General features: G+C 60.9%; 16 protein-coding genes. 11 read left to right on the top strand and 5 right to left on the bottom strand.

Translation table 11 applies throughout. The annotated features are described in order from the left end of the window. Nucleotides 1–8: 8 nt before the first annotated feature. The 4 genes from ACA071_RS16210 (at nt 9) to ACA071_RS16195 (ending at nt 4,039) form a co-directional block, all read left to right on the top strand. A complete protein-coding gene (locus tag ACA071_RS16210) occupies nt 9–770 on the top strand; it encodes an SDR family NAD(P)-dependent oxidoreductase (protein ID WP_497640089.1) in 762 nt (253 codons plus the stop codon). A gap of 12 nt (nt 771–782) precedes the next feature. Continuing rightward, a complete protein-coding gene (locus ACA071_RS16205; RefSeq protein ID WP_497640087.1) occupies nt 783–1,976 on the top strand; it encodes an acetyl-CoA C-acyltransferase in 1,194 nt (397 codons plus the stop codon). Nucleotides 1,977–2,123: 147 nt separating this feature from the next. Beyond that, nucleotides 2,124–3,251, top strand: a complete 1,128-nt coding sequence (locus ACA071_RS16200) for an acyl-CoA dehydrogenase (RefSeq protein ID WP_429529006.1) — start codon at nt 2,124–2,126, stop codon at nt 3,249–3,251. 14 nt (nt 3,252–3,265) lie between these two features. Further along, nucleotides 3,266–4,039, top strand: coding sequence for an enoyl-CoA hydratase (locus ACA071_RS16195; RefSeq protein ID WP_497640085.1), 774 nt, complete (start codon nt 3,266–3,268; stop codon nt 4,037–4,039). A 131-nt stretch (nt 4,040–4,170) separates the two neighbouring features. Here the strand turns inward: ACA071_RS16195 and ACA071_RS16190 are convergent, their stop codons facing one another. After that, complete coding sequence (locus ACA071_RS16190) at nt 4,171–5,322, bottom strand: acyl-CoA dehydrogenase family protein (RefSeq protein ID WP_497640083.1); 1,152 nt, start codon at nt 5,320–5,322, stop codon at nt 4,171–4,173. A gap of 3 nt (nt 5,323–5,325) precedes the next feature. Then, complete coding sequence (locus ACA071_RS16185) at nt 5,326–6,432, bottom strand: enoyl-CoA hydratase/isomerase family protein (RefSeq protein WP_497640081.1); 1,107 nt, start codon at nt 6,430–6,432, stop codon at nt 5,326–5,328. Between the two features lie 448 nt (nt 6,433–6,880). On the opposite strand from ACA071_RS16185, the gene ACA071_RS16180 reads away from it, so the two are divergent. The 7 genes from ACA071_RS16180 to astA all read left to right on the top strand — a co-directional run bounded on the left by ACA071_RS16180 (nt 6,881) and on the right by astA (nt 12,688). Next, on the top strand, nt 6,881–7,660 hold the full coding sequence (locus ACA071_RS16180; protein ID WP_497640079.1) for a transporter substrate-binding domain-containing protein: 780 nt from the start codon (nt 6,881–6,883) through the stop codon (nt 7,658–7,660). A 76-nt stretch (nt 7,661–7,736) separates the two neighbouring features. Next, complete coding sequence (locus tag ACA071_RS16175; RefSeq protein WP_497640078.1) at nt 7,737–8,462, top strand: ABC transporter permease; 726 nt, start codon at nt 7,737–7,739, stop codon at nt 8,460–8,462. Beyond that, nucleotides 8,459–9,169, top strand: a complete 711-nt coding sequence (locus tag ACA071_RS16170; protein ID WP_497640076.1) for an ABC transporter permease — start codon at nt 8,459–8,461, stop codon at nt 9,167–9,169. The genes ACA071_RS16175 and ACA071_RS16170 overlap by 4 nt, the downstream gene beginning before the upstream one ends. Nucleotides 9,170–9,179: 10 nt before the next feature. After that, nucleotides 9,180–9,941, top strand: a complete 762-nt coding sequence (locus tag ACA071_RS16165) for an ABC transporter ATP-binding protein (protein ID WP_497640074.1) — start codon at nt 9,180–9,182, stop codon at nt 9,939–9,941. 9 nt (nt 9,942–9,950) lie between these two features. After that, a complete protein-coding gene (locus ACA071_RS16160) occupies nt 9,951–10,430 on the top strand; it encodes an Lrp/AsnC family transcriptional regulator (protein WP_123332960.1) in 480 nt (159 codons plus the stop codon). Between the two features lie 288 nt (nt 10,431–10,718). Next, a complete protein-coding gene (gene ctlX / locus ACA071_RS16155) occupies nt 10,719–11,657 on the top strand; it encodes a citrulline utilization hydrolase CtlX (protein WP_497640072.1) in 939 nt (312 codons plus the stop codon). Continuing rightward, a complete protein-coding gene (gene astA / locus ACA071_RS16150) occupies nt 11,654–12,688 on the top strand; it encodes an arginine N-succinyltransferase (RefSeq protein ID WP_497640070.1) in 1,035 nt (344 codons plus the stop codon). Before ctlX ends, astA begins: the two co-directional genes overlap by 4 nt. An 80-nt stretch (nt 12,689–12,768) precedes the next feature. Here the strand turns inward: astA and ACA071_RS16145 are convergent, their stop codons facing one another. The 3 genes from ACA071_RS16145 to ACA071_RS16135 all read right to left on the bottom strand — a co-directional run bounded on the left by ACA071_RS16145 (nt 12,769) and on the right by ACA071_RS16135 (nt 16,263). Next, nucleotides 12,769–13,464 carry an HPP family protein gene (locus tag ACA071_RS16145; RefSeq protein WP_497640068.1) on the bottom strand — a complete coding sequence of 232 codons (696 nt, stop codon included), beginning with the start codon at nt 13,462–13,464 and terminating at the stop codon, nt 12,769–12,771. A gap of 159 nt (nt 13,465–13,623) precedes the next feature. Continuing rightward, nucleotides 13,624–14,802, bottom strand: coding sequence for an MFS transporter (locus tag ACA071_RS16140; RefSeq protein WP_497640066.1), 1,179 nt, complete (start codon nt 14,800–14,802; stop codon nt 13,624–13,626). 105 nt (nt 14,803–14,907) lie between these two features. After that, nucleotides 14,908–16,263: an MmgE/PrpD family protein gene (locus ACA071_RS16135; RefSeq protein ID WP_497645320.1), complete on the bottom strand. Its 1,356-nt coding sequence runs from the start codon at nt 16,261–16,263 to the stop codon at nt 14,908–14,910. Nucleotides 16,264–16,281 lie beyond the last annotated feature (18 nt).

The raw sequence follows: 16,281 nt of genomic DNA, 5'->3' as shown, positions 1-16,281 counted from the left end.
AAACAATGATGCAGATCGAAAACAAGGTTTTTCTCGTCACCGGCGGTGCGTCTGGCCTGGGTGCCGCCACTGCTGAAATGCTGGTGGCTGCCGGCGCCAAAGTAATGCTGGTGGACATGAATGCCGAAGCCGTTGCGGCCCAGGCTCAACGTCTCGGCGCACAAAGTGTCGTGGCTGATATCAGCAACGAAGCCGCTGCCGAAGCCGCCGTTGCGGCGACGGTGAAAGCCTTCGGTGGGCTGCACGGCCTGGTGAACTGCGCCGGCATCGTCCGTGGCGAGAAGATCCTCGGCAAGACCGGCCCGCACGCGCTGGCCAGTTTCAGCCAGGTGATCAACGTCAACCTGATCGGCAGCTTCAACATGCTGCGCCTCGCTGCGGCGGCCATCGCTGAAACCGAAGCGGATGCCGACGGCGAACGCGGTGTGATCATCAATACCGCCTCGGCCGCTGCTTATGACGGCCAGATCGGCCAGGCTGCCTACGCCGCATCCAAAGGCGCGATTGTCAGCCTGACCTTGCCCGCCGCCCGTGAACTGGCGCGCTTCGGCATCCGTGTGATGAGCATCGCCCCGGGCATTTTCGAAACGCCGATGATGGCCGGCATGACCGACGAAGTCCGTGCCTCACTGGCCGCTGGCGTACCGTTCCCGCCGCGCCTGGGAAAACCGGGCGAGTATGCCGCGCTGGTCAGGCATATCATTGAAAACAGCATGCTCAACGGCGAGGTGATCCGTCTCGACGGCGCCTTGCGTATGGCCGCCAAGTAAGGAGGATTTGTCATGACCCTTTCCAACGATCCGATTGTTATTGTCAGCGCCGTCCGCACCCCGATGGGCGGTTTCCAGGGCGAACTGAAAAGCCTGACTGCGCCGCAACTCGGCGCTGCCGCGATTAAAGCGGCTGTCGAACGGGCCGGTGTCGGCTCCGACGCGGTCGATGAAGTCCTGTTCGGTTGTGTGTTGCCCGCCGGTCTCGGCCAGGCGCCTGCTCGTCAGGCCGCACTGGGCGCCGGGCTGGATAAATCGACCCGTTGCACCACGGTGAACAAAATGTGCGGTTCCGGCATGGAAACCACCATCCTCGCCCACGATATGCTGGTCGCCGGCAGTGCCGAGGTGGTGGTCTCCGGTGGCATGGAAAGCATGTCCAACTCGCCATACCTGCTGGACCGCGCCCGTAGCGGTTACCGCATGGGGCATGGCCGGGTGCTGGATTCGATGTTCCTTGATGGCCTCGAAGACGCCTACGACAAGGGCCGCCTGATGGGCACCTTCGCCGAAGATTGCGCCGAGACCAACGGCTTCACCCGTGAAGCCCAGGATGCGTTTGCCATCGCCTCGACCACCCGCGCCCAGCAGGCGATCAAGGACGGTAGCTTCAAGGCCGAAATCGTGCCGGTCACCGTGACCGTCGGCAAAGAACAGGTGCTGATCAGCCACGACGAACAGCCACCGAAAGCCAAGCTGGACAAGATCACCTCGCTGAAACCCGCTTTCCGCGAGGGCGGCACGGTGACGGCGGCCAACTCCAGCTCGATCTCCGACGGTGCGGCGGCATTGGTGTTGATGCGCCGCTCCGAAGCCGAGAAACGCGGGCTCAAGCCATTGGCAGTGATTCACGGCCACGCGGCGTTTGCCGATACGCCAGGCCTGTTCCCGGTGGCGCCGGTTGGTGCGATCAAGAAGTTGATGAAAAAAACCGGCTGGTCGCTGGATGAAGTCGAGTTGTTCGAAATCAACGAAGCCTTCGCTGTGGTCAGCCTGGTAACCATGACCAAGCTGGAAATCCCCCATGAAAAGGTCAACATCCACGGCGGCGCTTGCGCCTTGGGCCACCCGATCGGTGCGTCCGGCGCGCGGATCCTCGTGACATTGCTCTCGGCCCTGCGCCAGAAAGGCCTGAAACGCGGCGTTGCAGCGATCTGTATTGGCGGCGGTGAAGCCACCGCCATGGCCGTGGAATGCCTGTATTAACGCCTGCTCGGTCTCTGTAGGAGCTGTGTAGGAGCTGTCGAGTGAAACGAGGCTGCGATCTTTTGATCTTGTTTTTTAAGATCAAGATCAAAAGATCGCAGCCTCCGGCAGCTCCTACGGGTGCAATGACATATTTAAGGATTTGCCATGATTCCCAATGACGAACAACTTCAGATCAGCGAAGCCGCCCGGCAATTCGCCCAGGAACGGCTGAAACCCTTCGCCGCCGAATGGGACCGCGAGCATCGCTTCCCGAAAGAAGCCATCGGCGAGATGGCCGAGCTGGGCTTCTTCGGCATGTTGGTGCCGGAAGAGTGGGGCGGTTGCGACACGGGTTACCTGGCCTACGCCATGGCCCTGGAAGAAATCGCTGCCGGTGATGGCGCCTGCTCGACGATCATGAGCGTGCACAACTCGGTCGGTTGCGTGCCAATCCTCAAGTACGGCACCGACGAGCAGAAAGAACGTTTCCTCAAGCCACTGGCCAGCGGTTCGATGCTCGGGGCCTTTGCCCTGACCGAACCCCAGGCTGGCTCCGACGCCAGCGGCCTGAAAACCCGCGCTAAGTTGAACGGCGATCACTACGTGCTCAACGGCTGCAAACAGTTCATCACTTCCGGGCAGAATGCCGGGGTGGTGATTGTGTTTGCCGTGACCGATCCGAGCGCCGGCAAACGCGGGATTACCGCGCTGATCGTGCCCACCGATTCGCCGGGCTACAAAGTCGCGCGGGTCGAGGACAAACTCGGCCAGCACGCCTCCGACACTTGCCAGATTCTGTTCGAAGACGTGAAGGTGCCGGTGGCCAACCGCTTGGGCGAAGAGGGTGAAGGTTACCGAATCGCCCTGGCCAACCTTGAGGGCGGGCGAGTCGGCATCGCCTCGCAATCGGTAGGCATGGCCCGCGCCGCGTTTGAAGCGGCCCGCGACTACGCCCGTGAACGCGAGAGCTTCGGCAAACCGATCATCGAACACCAGGCCGTTGCGTTCCGTCTGGCCGATATGGCGACTCAGATTGCGGTCGCCCGGCAGATGGTGCATTACGCCGCCGCACTGCGTGACAGCGGAAAACCGGCCCTGGTCGAAGCCTCGATGGCCAAGCTGTTCGCCTCGGAAATGGCCGAGAAGGTATGCTCCGCCGCACTGCAAACCCTCGGCGGTTACGGATACTTGAACGACTTCCCGCTGGAGCGGATCTACCGCGACGTGCGGGTGTGCCAGATCTACGAAGGCACCAGCGATATTCAGCGCATGGTTATTTCGCGCAATCTTTGAGAAGGAATGTACTTGTGAACTACGAAACGATTTTGCTGGAAATTCAGGGGCGCGTTGGCCTGATCACCCTCAACCGTCCGCAAGCGCTGAACGCGTTGAACGCGCAGATCGTCAGCGAACTGAACCACGCCCTCGATGGCCTGGAAGCCGATTCGAACATTGGTTGCATCGTGCTGACCGGCTCGAAAAAAGCCTTCGCCGCCGGCGCCGACATCAAGGAAATGGCCGAGCTGACCTACCCGCAGATCTACCTCGATGACCTGTTCAGCGACAGCGATCGCGTGGCCAACCGCCGCAAACCGATCATTGCCGCCGTCAACGGTTTCGCCCTCGGCGGTGGCTGTGAACTGGCGTTGATGTGCGACTTCATCCTGGCCGGCGACAACGCCAAATTCGGTCAGCCGGAAATCAACCTCGGCGTGCTGCCGGGCATGGGCGGCACCCAGCGCCTGACCCGCGCCGTGGGCAAGGCCAAGGCCATGGAAATGTGCCTTAGCGGTCGCCTGATCGATGCGGTGGAAGCGGAGCGTTGCGGGATTGTCGCGCGGATCGTCCCGGCGGATGAGTTGCTGGACGAAGCGCTGAAAGTCGCGGCGTTGATTGCCAAGAAGTCCTTGCCGATTGCGATGATGGTCAAGGAAAGCGTGAACCGGGCGTTTGAAGTCAGCCTGTCCGAAGGCGTGCGCTTTGAGCGCCGGGTGTTCCACGCGGCGTTTGCGACGCAGGATCAGAAGGAAGGGATGGCGGCGTTTATTGCCAAGCGTGAGGCGGAGTTCAAGGGTAAGTAACCCTCACCGACAGCCACCGATCGTTCCCACGCTCCGCGTGGGAATGCCGCCAGGGACGCTCTGCGTTCCTTCGCAAGCGTGACGCAGAGCGTCACAGGATGCATTCCCACGCGGAGCGTGGGAACGATCATTTAGATCTGGTAGTTCTTGAGTTCCCGGGCAATCACCATCCGCTGTATCTCGCTCGACCCTTCATAAATCTGTGTAATCCGCGCATCCCGGTAATAACGCTCCACCGGGTAATCTTCCAGATACCCATACCCGCCATGAATCTGCATCGCCGAAGAACACACCTTCTCGGCCATTTCCGACGCAAACAACTTCGCCTGTGACGCCTCCGACAGACATGGCTTGCCGGCACTGCGCAAGCGCGCGGCGTGCAGGATCAGCAACCGCGCAGCGTTCAACCGCGTGTGCATGTCCGCCAGCATATTCGCAATGCTCTGGTGCTCGTTGATCGTCTTGCCGAACTGCACCCGCTCCCGGGAATAAGTCAGCGCCGCTTCAAACGCCGCCCGCGCGATACCCAATGCCTGCGCGGCGATACCGATGCGCCCACCTTCGAGGTTGGACAGGGCGATGGCCAGGCCTTTGCCGCGATCACCCAGCAGGTTGGCTTCGGGAATCGTGCAATTGCTCAGGGTCACCGCGCAGGTATCGGACGCGCGAATGCCCATCTTGTGTTCGGTACGATCAACGATGAAACCCGCTGTATCGGTAGGCACCAGGAATGCCGAAATACCGCGTTTGCCCAGGTCCGGATCGGTCACGGCAAACACAATCGCCAGTTTCGCCCGTTTGCCGTTGCTGACGAATTGCTTGGCGCCATTGAGCACCCACTGGCCGTCCCGCAGTTCGGCGCGGGTGCGCAGGTTATGGGCTTCGGAACCGGCTTGCGGTTCGGTCAGGCAGAAGCAGCCGATGGCCTGACCGCTGGCCAGGTCCGGCAACCAGGTTTTTTTCTGTTCTTCGGTGCCGTAATTGAGCACCGGCCCGCAACCCACGGAGTTGTGGATGCTCATCAACGCACCGGTGGCACCATCACCAGCGGAAATCTCTTCCACCGCCAGGGCATAGGCGACGTAATCGACATAGGTTCCGCCCCATTCCTCCGGTACGACCATGCCCAGCAGGCCCAATTCACCCATCTTCGCCACCAGACCGTCGTCGATCCAGCCAGCCTTTTCCCAGGCTTGCGCATGGGGCGCGATTTCGCCACGGGCAAAGTCCCGGGCCATGTCGCGGATCATCACTTGCTCTTCGCTCAATTCGATATCGTGCATGACTCAGCTCCCGCTCTGCTCAAAACCCGTGAAGAAACTCTCGACGTGCTCGGCGTGCAGCGCCTGCAGGGTCGGCGGGTTCCAGCGCGGTTTCTTGTCTTTGTCGATCAGCAAGGCGCGCACGCCTTCGATCAGGTCGCCGCGTTCGAACCACTGACGGTCCAGGTGCAGCTCAAGGGCGAAGCATTGTTCCAGGCTCAACTTGCGTCCGCGCCGGAGCATTTCCAGGGTCACGCCCATGGCCAGTGGCGAACGGCTTTCCAGCAGGTCGGCGGTGGTTTTTGCCCACTCGTGGCTGTCGGCGACGGTCACTTCGCGCAGTTGCTCCACCATACTCGCCACGTCTGGCAGGGCGAAGAAGTGGTCGATGGCCGGGCGCAGTGCAATCAACGGTGCGTCGGGCAGTTGTTGCGCGGCGAGTTTGGCCAGCACGCCTTGCAGGTCCTTGAGCGGTGTTTCGTGCCATTCAAGGTGATCGAGTTTTTCGTCCAGCGTGCCCAGCTTGTCGCTTTCCAGATACCAATCGGCCAGGCCGCAATACAGCGCGTCGGCGGCGCGGATCTGCGCGCCGCTCACACCCAGGTAAATCCCCAGTTCACCGGGCACCCGCGGCAGGAAGTGGCTGCCACCGACGTCCGGAAAGTAACCGATGGCCACTTCCGGCATCGCCAGGCGACTGCGCTCGGTCACTACCCGCAGATCGGCGCCTTGCACCAGGCCCATGCCGCCGCCCAGGACAAAGCCGTCCATCAAGGCGAGGACCGGTTTGCAGTAGTTGTGGATAGCGAGGTCGAGGGCGTATTCCTCGACGAAAAAATCTTCGTGCAGGGTCTCGCCGTTTTTGTAGCTGTCGTACAGCGAACGGATATCGCCGCCGGCACAGAAGGCTTTTTCGCCAGCGCCGCGCAACACCACGGCGTTGACTTGCGAATCTTCGGCCCAGGCGTCGAGCTGGCGTTGCAGCCGGCGGACCATGTCGAGGGTGAGGGCGTTGAGGCCAGCGGGGCGATTGAGGGTCAGGTGACCGATGCGGTTGCGAACCTCGGCCAGTACTTCGTTTTGCTTGGCATCCATGGGCTTGATCTCCTGGGATGAAACCTGAGCAGTCATCGATAACTCCCTGCTTTTATTGTTCTTTATAGAGAAGCTCGCGCGCGAGCGATGCTGGATCGTAACAGTGCAAATTTGCCCTGTACAACCGGGATAGATGCAGGTGTCGTCTGCATTTTTGCAATACAGGCGACCTGCGCCACCCACAAGACGCCCGCCGCAGGCCCTCACGACCGAATCGGCTGTGCGGGCAGCCCAAACAGCGCAAGCGGGGTGTCTGCACCGGCCCTTACGACACCAGCGCCCGATCGTCTGTTGGCATTCTGGGCCCGGGTTTGAAGCCGTCTGTGCCGAGGGTTTCAGGCCGGGTGCCGGCATGTCGGGCACCTCGTGCAAAACAATAAGAACGCTGTTGCGGTGCAAACCGCATCGACTCTCTGTTCCTGCCCATAAAGGTAGCCGGGTTTGCCAGGCTGCGATAACTCCAAATAAATCGGGACTCAAGAAGATGAAGACTGGATGGCTGACCTTATCGGTATTGGCTTTGCTGTGCTGCACCACCGGCGCCAGTGCCAAAGAGTGGAAAGAACTGCGCTTTGGCGTCAACCCAAGCTACCCACCCTTTGAATCGACCACCGCTGATGGCGGCGTGCAAGGCTTTGGCGTGGACCTGGGCAATGCGATCTGCGCCGAACTGAAACTCAAGTGCGTGTGGGTCAGCAATGACTTCGACGGGCTGATCCCGGCACTGAAGGCCGGCAAGTTCGACGCCATCGAATCGTCGATGACCGTCACCGACGCACGCAAGAAGCAAATCGACTTCACCGATCGCTTGTACGCCGGGCCGACCGCCATCGTCACCCGCAAGGATTCCGGCTTGTTGCCGACCGCTGAATCACTGCGCGGCAAGACCATCGGCTACATGCAGGGCACCATCCAGGAAACCTACGCCCGGGCCAAACTGGGGCCGGGCGGTGTGAAGTTGCGGGCTTATCAGAATCAGGATCAGGTCTACGCCGACCTGGTGTTCGGACGTCTCGACGCCTCGATCCAGGACAAGATGCAAGCGCAAATGAGCTTCCTGACCTCGCCGCAAGGCGCTGACTTCAAAAACAGCGAAGGCATCAGCGACCCCTTGGTGCCGTCGGACATTGCCATCGGCATCCGCAAGGACAACGAAGAACTCAAAGGCATGCTCAATGCCGCCATCAAGGCCCTGCACGACAAGGGCATCTACGCACAGATCCAGCAGAAGCACTTCGGCGATCTGGACCTCTACAACAACTGATCCCCGCGCCCCGAGCGCTGTGCCGCGTTAACCGGCACAGTGCTTCAACGTGGGCGCCCCAAGACAGGTGACTGGCGTGAATTCCTTCCTGAATCTGATCGGGCTCGATGTTTCGGCCCTGCAAGGCTATGGCCCATTGTTGCTGCACGGCACCTGGGTCACCCTCAAATTGTCCGCGCTGTCCTTGCTGGTGAGCATGGCGCTGGGCCTGCTTGGCGCGGCAGCCAAGTTGTCGCCGCTGAAAGTGTTGAATCTGCCGGCGACGTTCTACACGACACTGATCCGCGGCGTGCCGGACCTGGTGCTGATGCTGCTGATTTTCTACAGCCTGCAAGGCTGGCTGAGCAGCCTGACCGAAGCGATGGGTTGGCCGTACATGGAAATCGACCCGTTCGTGGCCGGAATCCTCACCCTCGGTTTTATCTACGGCGCGTATTTCACCGAAACCTTTCGTGGCGCGATCCTCAGCGTGCCCCGTGGCCAGCAGGAAGCCGCAGCGTGTTTCGGTTTGAACCGCTGGCAGCGCTTTCGCTTCGTAGTGTTCCCGCAAATGATGCGCTTCGCCTTGCCGAGTCTGGGTAACAACTGGCTGGTGTTGCTCAAGGCCACGGCGCTGGTGTCGATTATCGGTTTGTCGGACCTGGTCAAAGTCGCGCAGGAGGCGGGAAAGAGCACCTTCAACATGCTCGATTTCCTGCTGCTGGCAGCGGCGCTGTATTTGCTGATCACCAGCGCCTCGAACTACGTCTTGCGCGTGCTGGAGCGCCGCTATAACCAGGGCGTGCGGGGGATGGCGCGATGATCGAGTTGATTGCCGAATACTGGAAACCCTTTCTGTTCAGCGACGGCTACAGCCTGACCGGGTTGGCCATGACCTTGTGGCTGCTGGTGGCAAGCATCGTGATGGGTTTTTTCCTGTCGCTGCCATTGGCGATCCTGCGCACTTCGCGCTGGGGCCTGTTGCGCTGGCCGGTTCAGCTATTCACCTATGTGTTTCGCGGCACGCCGCTGTATATCCAGTTGCTGATTTGCTACAGCGGGATCTACGGCATCGCAGTGGTGCGTTCGCAACCGTTGCTCGAAGCGTTCTTTCGCGACGCGATGAATTGCACCTTGCTCGCGTTCACTCTCAACACCTGCGCCTACACCGTGGAGATTTTCGCCGGGGCGATTCGCAGCATTCCCTACGGTGAAATCGAGGCCGCCCATGCCTATGGCTTGAGCGGTTGGCGCCTGTATCTGCGGCTGATCCTGCCTTCGGCGCTGCGCCGGGCGCTGCCGTATTACAGCAACGAAGTGATCCTGATGCTGCACGCCACGTCGGTGGCCTTCACCGCGACCATCCCCGACATTCTCAAAGTCGCCCGGGACGCCAACGCCGCCACCTTCATGACCTTCCAGGCGTTCGGTATCGCCGGGTTGTTGTATCTGGCGCTGTCGTTTGGCCTGGTCGGGGCGTTTCGCCTGGCGGAGAAGCGCTGGCTGAACTTCCTCGGTCCTGCTCATTAAAGAGGTTTGCATGAACAAATTGACGGTCGAAAATCTGTTTAAACGCTTCGGTGACAATGAAGTGCTCAAGGGCGTCTCGTTGAACGCCAAGGCTGGGGACGTGGTGAGCATGATTGGCGCCAGTGGTTCGGGCAAAAGCACCATGCTGCGCTGCATCAATTTTTTGGAACGGGCAGACGAGGGTGCCATCGAGCTGGACGGCGAGCGCATCGTTACCCGTCCAGGCGTCGGTGGCATGCGCGTCGCCAATCCGGCACAGTTACAGCGCTTGCGCACGCGACTGGCGATGGTGTTCCAGCATTTCAATTTGTGGAGCCACCTGACCGTGCTGGAGAACATCATCATGGCGCCGTGCCGGGTGCTCGGCGTCAGCCGCAAAGCCGCAGAGGAAAGTGCCCGAGCCTATCTGGACAAGGTCGGCTTGCCGCAGCGGGTCGCCGATCAATACCCGGCGTTCCTGTCCGGTGGACAGCAACAACGGGTAGCGATTGCCCGGGCGCTGGCGGTGGAACCGGAGATTCTGTTGTTCGACGAGCCGACCTCGGCACTCGATCCGGAACTGGTGGGTGAAGTATTGAAGGTGATCCAGGCACTGGCCGAAGAAGGCCGGACCATGCTGATGGTGACCCACGAAATGGGTTTCGCCCGGCAGGTTTCCACCCAGGTGTTGTTCTTGCACCAGGGGCGGGTTGAAGAGCAGGGTGATGCGACTATCCTCGATCAGCCCAACAGTGAACGTTTGCAGCAATTTTTATCAGGCCGTTTGAAGTGAGAGACGTACATGGCGGATATCCGCGATCTGTCGATTGTGCTTGATCGAATCGATCAAGCCATCATTGAAGTGCTGCGCCACGAAGGGCGCATCACCTATCAAAAGCTGTCCGAGCGGGTGCACCTGACCCCCAGGCCGTGCCTGGAACGGGTACGCAAACTGGAACAGCTCGGGGTTATTCGCGGGTACGGGGCGATTCTCGATGAAAAGAAACTGACGCCGGGCTTGTCGTTGCTGGTGTTGGTGGCGTTGTCGAACCAGAGCGGGCGGGCGGCGCAAAAGGCGTTTGAGGCCAAGGTGCGGGGTTGCCCGCAAGTGCTGGAATGTCGGTTGATCAGCGGCGCGTTTGATTACAGCCTGCGCATGCGTTGCCGGGACATGGAGCATTACCGGGTGCTGACCGAGGTCTGGTTTGATGACCCGGATTTGCATATCGACAAGTTGGTCAGCCATCCGGAACTGGCGATGGTCAAGACCACGATGGAGTAGACCACCCCCCGGTCCGTAGCAGCTGCCGAGCCCCGCGAGGCTGCGTTCGGTGGCGAAGCCGTCGTAAACCCTGCACGCAAGGTTTTCCTGATACACCGCGGTGCCTGATTTCACGACGGCTTCGCCGCCGAACGCAGCCTCGCGGGGCTCGGCAGCTGCTACACCGAATCGGCTGAACGGGCCAAAATCTTCAGCCGTTTCCATCACCCCCCAAGCCCTTATCAACCGGGTTTTTCCATCCCCGAAACAGACAATGAGCCTCTCTCAACCCTCATTGAATCTGTGCCCATGCAAACCACCAATACCGTTTTGATGATTCGCCCGACACGTTTCTCCTTCAATCAGGACACGGCGGCGAACAACCGTTTCCAGCGTCCGGCGCTGGTATCCGAAGACGTTCAGCTCAAAGCCCTGCAAGAGTTCGATGGTTACGTCGCCGCCCTGCGCGGGCATGGCGTGGAAGTGCTGGTGCATAACGATGCCGAAGCGCCGCACACGCCAGATTCGATCTTCCCCAACAACTGGTGGAGCAGCCACCCCGACGGCACGCTAGTGCTGTACCCGATGCAGGGCCACAACCGGCGCCTGGAACGGGACAAAGGCGTGCTTGACTGGCTGCGGAACGAATACCGGGTCGAGCAGTTCCTCGACCTGTCCAGCCTGGAACAGCAGAACGTGTTCCTCGAAGGCACCGGCAGCATGGTGCTGGATCGTCAGCAGCGAATTTGCTACGCCGGTTACTCCACCCGCACCCACGTCAAGGCACTCGATCAGGTGGTCAGTCATCTGGGTTACGAGTTGTGCGCGTTCAATGCGATGGACCGTCAGGGCATCGCGATTTACCACACCAACGTGATGATGAGTGTCGGCACGCGGCTGGCCATCGCCTGCCTGGCGGCGGTCACCGAGCCTGGTGAACGCCTGGCCCTGCGCTCACGGCTGGAAGCCAGCGGAAAACAGGTCATCGCGCTGGACTGGAACCAGTTGGAATCCTTTGCCGGCAACATGCTGGAAGTGCACAACGCGGCAGGCGAACCCGTACTGGTAATGTCGCGCACAGCCTGGCGGTCGCTGGATAGCGCCCAGCAGCGTTTGATCGAAACCTACGCTACGCCGCTGCCGGTGAACATCGACACCATCGAACGCATCGGCGGCGGCAGTGCGCGTTGCATGTTGGCAGAGGTTTTCCTGCCCAAACATCGAGCACTCAAGGAGCAACAGCGATGATCGTCCGTCCTGCCACACCCGCCGATTTGCTGGCTCTGCTGGCCCTGGCTCACAGCGCCGGTACCGGTTTGACCACCTTGCCCGCCGATGCCGCACGTTTGCGCCAGCGCCTGGAATGGGCCGCGAAAACCTTTGCCGGCGAGGCCGAGCGCGGCGACGCCGATTACCTGTTCGTGCTGGAAAACGACGCCCAGGAAGCCATCGGTATCTGCGCCCTGGCCGGTGCCGTTGGTCTGCGCGAGCCTTGGTACAACTATCGACTGGGCTTATTTGTCGCTGCCTCGAAAAACCTCGGGATCAATCAGCAACTGCCGACGCTGTTCCTCGGCAACGACATGACCGGACATTCGGAGCTGTGCTCGCTATTCCTGCACGCCGATCATCGCAGCGGCCTCAATGGGCGTTTGTTGTCCAAGGCGCGGTTCCTGTTTCTGGCGGAGTTTCGTGAGCAATTTGGCGACAAGGTGATTGCCGAGATGCGTGGCTACTCTGACGACGAAGGCGTTTCACCGTTCTGGGAAGGCCTGGGCCGGCACTTTTTCAAGATGGATTTTGCCGACGCCGACTACCTTACCGGGCTCGGTAACAAGACCTTCATCGCCGAGCTGATGCCCAAGTTCCCACTGCCAACTTGCTTGTTGCCAGAAGCGGCGCGCTCGGTGATCGGCCGGGTGCATCCCAACACCGAACCGGCGCTGGGCATGCTCAAGGCCGAGGGGTTTGAACATCGGGATTACATCGACATCTTCGACGGCGGGCCATTGATTGAATGTGCCACGGGGGATATTCGGGCGGTGCGTGACAGTGAAGTATTGCAACTGAGCATCGGGACAGTCGGGGAGCAAGCGGCGACGTATCTGATTCATAACCGCCAGTTTGCTGATTGCCGGATTACCGCAGCGCCGGCGCGGGTGGCGGCGGGCACGTTGATTGTGGAGGCGCAAACGGCGAAGGCGTTGGGGTTGAGTGTGGGGTCATCGGTGCGGGCGGTCAGTCTGGCGGTGCCGGTACGGCAGCAATCAGCAGCCTAGATCAAAAGATCGCAGCCTTCGGCGGCTCCTACAATGTCGGGTATGCACGCGGTCAATGTAGAAGCCGCCGAAGGCTGCGGTCACCCCTGACGGGCAAACACATCACCAATGCTGCGCCGCTTCGCATGCAACTCACTGGCATGAATCAGCTGCTCCAGGTCTTGCGGCGTGACGTCGATGAAGGCCTCCATATCCGCTAACGCCAGTTTCAAATCCTCGGCAGTGATGGCCTGACTGTCCGCCGACGGCATGACCGGCACAGGTTCTGCAGGACGCTTGGGATAGCGAATTCGCGTCAGGTTGTTATACGCCAGTGCACTGAGCAGCATCGCCGAGGCGCTGAGCATTACCGGGCCGAGGGCTTTCCAGTCCAGGGCGATGGTCGCCGGGTCGGCCAACACTAACAGTAGCGCCAATGCCCCGGCCGGCGGGTGCAGGCAACGCAGCCAGCACATCAACATCAGCGCCATGCCCGCCGCCAGACAAGCGCTGCCCAAGGTTCGGCCGAGCACGTGCGCCACCAGCAGCGAAACCACCCCGGCGCTCAAATAACCACCGAGGATCGACCACGGCTGGGCGAGAGCGCCGGAGGACACCGCAAACAGCAGCACCGCCGACGCACCCAGCGGACCGACCAAGTGCTGCGCCACTTCGATGCCGAACACTTGGCTGCACAGCCAGACGCTGAACAGCGTGCCCAAGGACATTCCGACGGCCGCGCGGCTCCATTCCGAGGGGCGGGTGTTGATGGCGGCGGGTAACCAGCGAGCGAGCATGACGTTGATCCGTTGACAAAAAACCGAAGCAAAAAAAAGGCTTAGCTGGGAAACCCAGAAAGCCCTTGAAGGTTGTTCCAACTATTGGGGGAGGAACGGGGCACAGTGTGCCGCGCATTCGATGTGCTGACAAATTCATATTAATGCAGCTTCAGTGCATTATTTTTGCAGTAAAGCGACTCGCCGGCCGGCCATGAAACACAGCGATCCACCCATGGCCGTCAACGCGCAGAGGGCATAGAACATCGTCGGCGCCGGGGTGTGCATCAGCAGGAAGCCACAAATCACCGGACTCAACGCGCCACCCAACGCTGCCAGGTTTTGCGCGCCGTAGTAACTGCCGCGCAGTTCTTCCGGAGCCAGGGTGTCGACGAACAGGAATTCCGCCGGGTAGATGATCATTTCACCGAGGGTGAAAATGAACATCGCCACGCACCAACTCACCAAGCTGTCTGCCAGGCTGAAACCGATCAACCCCACAATGAACAGGCTGGTGCCACCGGCAATCCAGTAGCGCAGTTGTTCGCGCTTGAGGAAGCGGCCGATCTGGTATTGCAGCAGGATCACGCTGATGGCGTTGCAGGCGAGCAGGGCGGCCATGGTTTCCAGGGCACGCTTGGAATCGTGGGTCACCAGCAGGTATTGCGACAGGTACAAGGTGAAACGGCCGTGGACCACGGTGCTAAACAGACAGCCGCAGGTGAACATGATCAGCGTGCGGTCATTCTTGAGCGTGGTCAGGGTCTTGAGAAAGCTTTGCGGCTGGCCGATGGCGGGCACTTGGGCGGCATCTTTCGGAATGCCGCTCATCAAGAAAATGCTGAAGAACGCGATACCACCGGCAATCAGGAACGGCGCAATCGGATACACCCCGGCGATCACTACGCCGAGCATGGGGCCGGTGGCATAACCGATGTTGGTCAAGGTGTAGCGCAGGGAAAACGCCTTGGCCCGTTGGCCCATGGGCAGGTTTTCGCTGAGGATCGCTTTTGAACCGATCAGGAACAGCGCCGAGGCGGTTTCGGTGATCACCAGGGTGGCGGTGGTCAGGTAGAGGTTCTGGGCGAAGGTCAGCAGCACGAAGCCGATGGCGCTGGAGAGCATGGCCAGGATCAACAGCCGGCGCTTCTCCAGGCGATCGATGATGTAACCGCCGTAGAGCGCGAGCAGGGTGGCGATAAACACCGCGATGCCCAGCAGCAGGCCGACGTCCTGTTGGTTGAGGCCGAGTTTGTTGCTCAGGAACAGCGTGAGCAACGGACTGGTGATGGCGCGGCTGACGACAATGGTCAGCGAGCAAATCATCAACCGGCGAATAACGAGCGAGTAAGTGGCCACGGTGGTGCAAATGTCCTTGTTTTAATGATGATCGTTCCCACGCTCTGCGTGGGAATACCTCATCGGACGCTTTGCGTCCGCATCTGGAACCTGGAGCGTCCCGGGCTACATTCCCACGCGGAGCGTGGGAACGATCGATGTCTCAATAGATTCCAATTCTTCGAGTTGCCACAACCGCTCAAGCAATTCCCCCGCCTGCCGCCGTGCCAAAACCCGCCCGGCCAAACTGAAAAACTTTGCCTCCAGCGCCTCATCACTCAGCGGATTACCCGGCGCCCCCAGCGGCACCTCAACGCACAGGCTCGCCTGCCGACCGTCCACGGTCCGCACGCTCACGATGGGCTCGCCATCCTCGGACAGTTGCGGGTCCACCTCAAGCCGGATACGCGACATCCACTGCGCCAGGCGCGGGTCACTGCGCCGGGCATCGTCATAGGCTTCCAAACGGCAATGCCCCAGCACCAGCCTTGCAGCGAGGGCGTAGCGCAGGCTCATTTGCGCCGCTGCCAGACTGGCAACGTCCTGTCCGCCGCACATGTCCTGCAAGAACCCGCACAGCGACACCTGAATGTCCTCGACCTGATCGGCACTGACCTGCAACTGCGCCAGCAACAGACCGAGCGCATCAATTGCCGAATGCGTCCCACGGCACGCCGCGTAAGGCTTGATCGAGCAGCGGGCAAGTTTCCACACCCGCCCCAGATCCGCATCCAGCGCCTCGGGCACGGCGGCATCGCCAGCGAGGGTCTTGAGAAAACCGCCCCAGACATCCTCAAACAACTTCGTCGGCCCGGTGATGCCGCGCTGGGCAAACCGCGCGGCCAACAAGCCACCTTCGGCGGCGCGACCGCTGTGGAGTTTTTTGCTTTGGGAACCGTCATGGATGAAGGCCCAAAGCCCACCGCTGAAGCTACCGGCAATGCCCAGGGCCGACAGGGTTTGCGCCGCCTCCAGGCCCAGGATCCGCGCACTGGCCGCCGCTGCGCCGAACACGCCGCAGGTTGCCGTGGAGTGCCAACCGGCGCCGTTATGCGCCGAATAGCTGCCGCAGGCTTCAAGCACCCGACGGCCGATTTCGTAGCCAATGACCACAGCCGTGATGAACTCCCGGCCATTGACCGGTTTGTCCGCCATCGAGATCGCCGCCATGACCGCCGGCAGCACTACCGCGCCGGAATGATCGCAGCCACCGGTATCGTCCTGCTCCAGGGCATGGGCAGCGATGCCATTGAGCATCGCGGCTTGCGCAGCACCGACTTGCCAATCGGTGCCCCAGACCGGCGTGTTGCCGGTTTCGCCTTCGAACACCTGGCGCGCCTGTTTCGCCACCTCACTGCCAGCCCCGGCCAGGGTCGCGCCGAAGGTGTCGAGAATGTGCCGCTTGGCTTGCTCAACCAGCGCCAGTGGCAAATCCTCAAACCGCGTATCAACGCAAAACTGTGCCAGGCGCTCCATGCGCATCACACCTTTGTAGGCGCT

This window comes from Pseudomonas sp. LBUM1646 (assembly GCF_059716165.1).
This window is presented reverse-complemented; position numbering and strand designations above follow the sequence as displayed.

Coding starts and splice junctions, on each gene's coding strand:
- ACA071_RS16210 (WP_497640089.1), top strand. CDS start 9: ATGCAGATCGAAAACAAGGTTTTTCTCGTCACCGGCGGTGCGTCTGGC.
- ACA071_RS16185 (WP_497640081.1), bottom strand. CDS start 6,432: ATGACTGCTCAGGTTTCATCCCAGGAGATCAAGCCCATGGATGCCAAG.
- ACA071_RS16180 (WP_497640079.1), top strand. CDS start 6,881: ATGAAGACTGGATGGCTGACCTTATCGGTATTGGCTTTGCTGTGCTGC.
- ACA071_RS16160 (WP_123332960.1), top strand. CDS start 9,951: ATGGCGGATATCCGCGATCTGTCGATTGTGCTTGATCGAATCGATCAA.
- ACA071_RS16135 (WP_497645320.1), bottom strand. CDS start 16,263: ATGCGCATGGAGCGCCTGGCACAGTTTTGCGTTGATACGCGGTTTGAG.
- ACA071_RS16145 (WP_497640068.1), bottom strand. CDS start 13,464: ATGCTCGCTCGCTGGTTACCCGCCGCCATCAACACCCGCCCCTCGGAA.
- ctlX (WP_497640072.1), top strand. CDS start 10,719: ATGCAAACCACCAATACCGTTTTGATGATTCGCCCGACACGTTTCTCC.
- ACA071_RS16200 (WP_429529006.1), top strand. CDS start 2,124: ATGATTCCCAATGACGAACAACTTCAGATCAGCGAAGCCGCCCGGCAA.
- ACA071_RS16165 (WP_497640074.1), top strand. CDS start 9,180: ATGAACAAATTGACGGTCGAAAATCTGTTTAAACGCTTCGGTGACAAT.
- ACA071_RS16205 (WP_497640087.1), top strand. CDS start 783: ATGACCCTTTCCAACGATCCGATTGTTATTGTCAGCGCCGTCCGCACC.
- astA (WP_497640070.1), top strand. CDS start 11,654: ATGATCGTCCGTCCTGCCACACCCGCCGATTTGCTGGCTCTGCTGGCC.
- ACA071_RS16170 (WP_497640076.1), top strand. CDS start 8,459: ATGATCGAGTTGATTGCCGAATACTGGAAACCCTTTCTGTTCAGCGAC.
- ACA071_RS16190 (WP_497640083.1), bottom strand. CDS start 5,322: ATGCACGATATCGAATTGAGCGAAGAGCAAGTGATGATCCGCGACATG.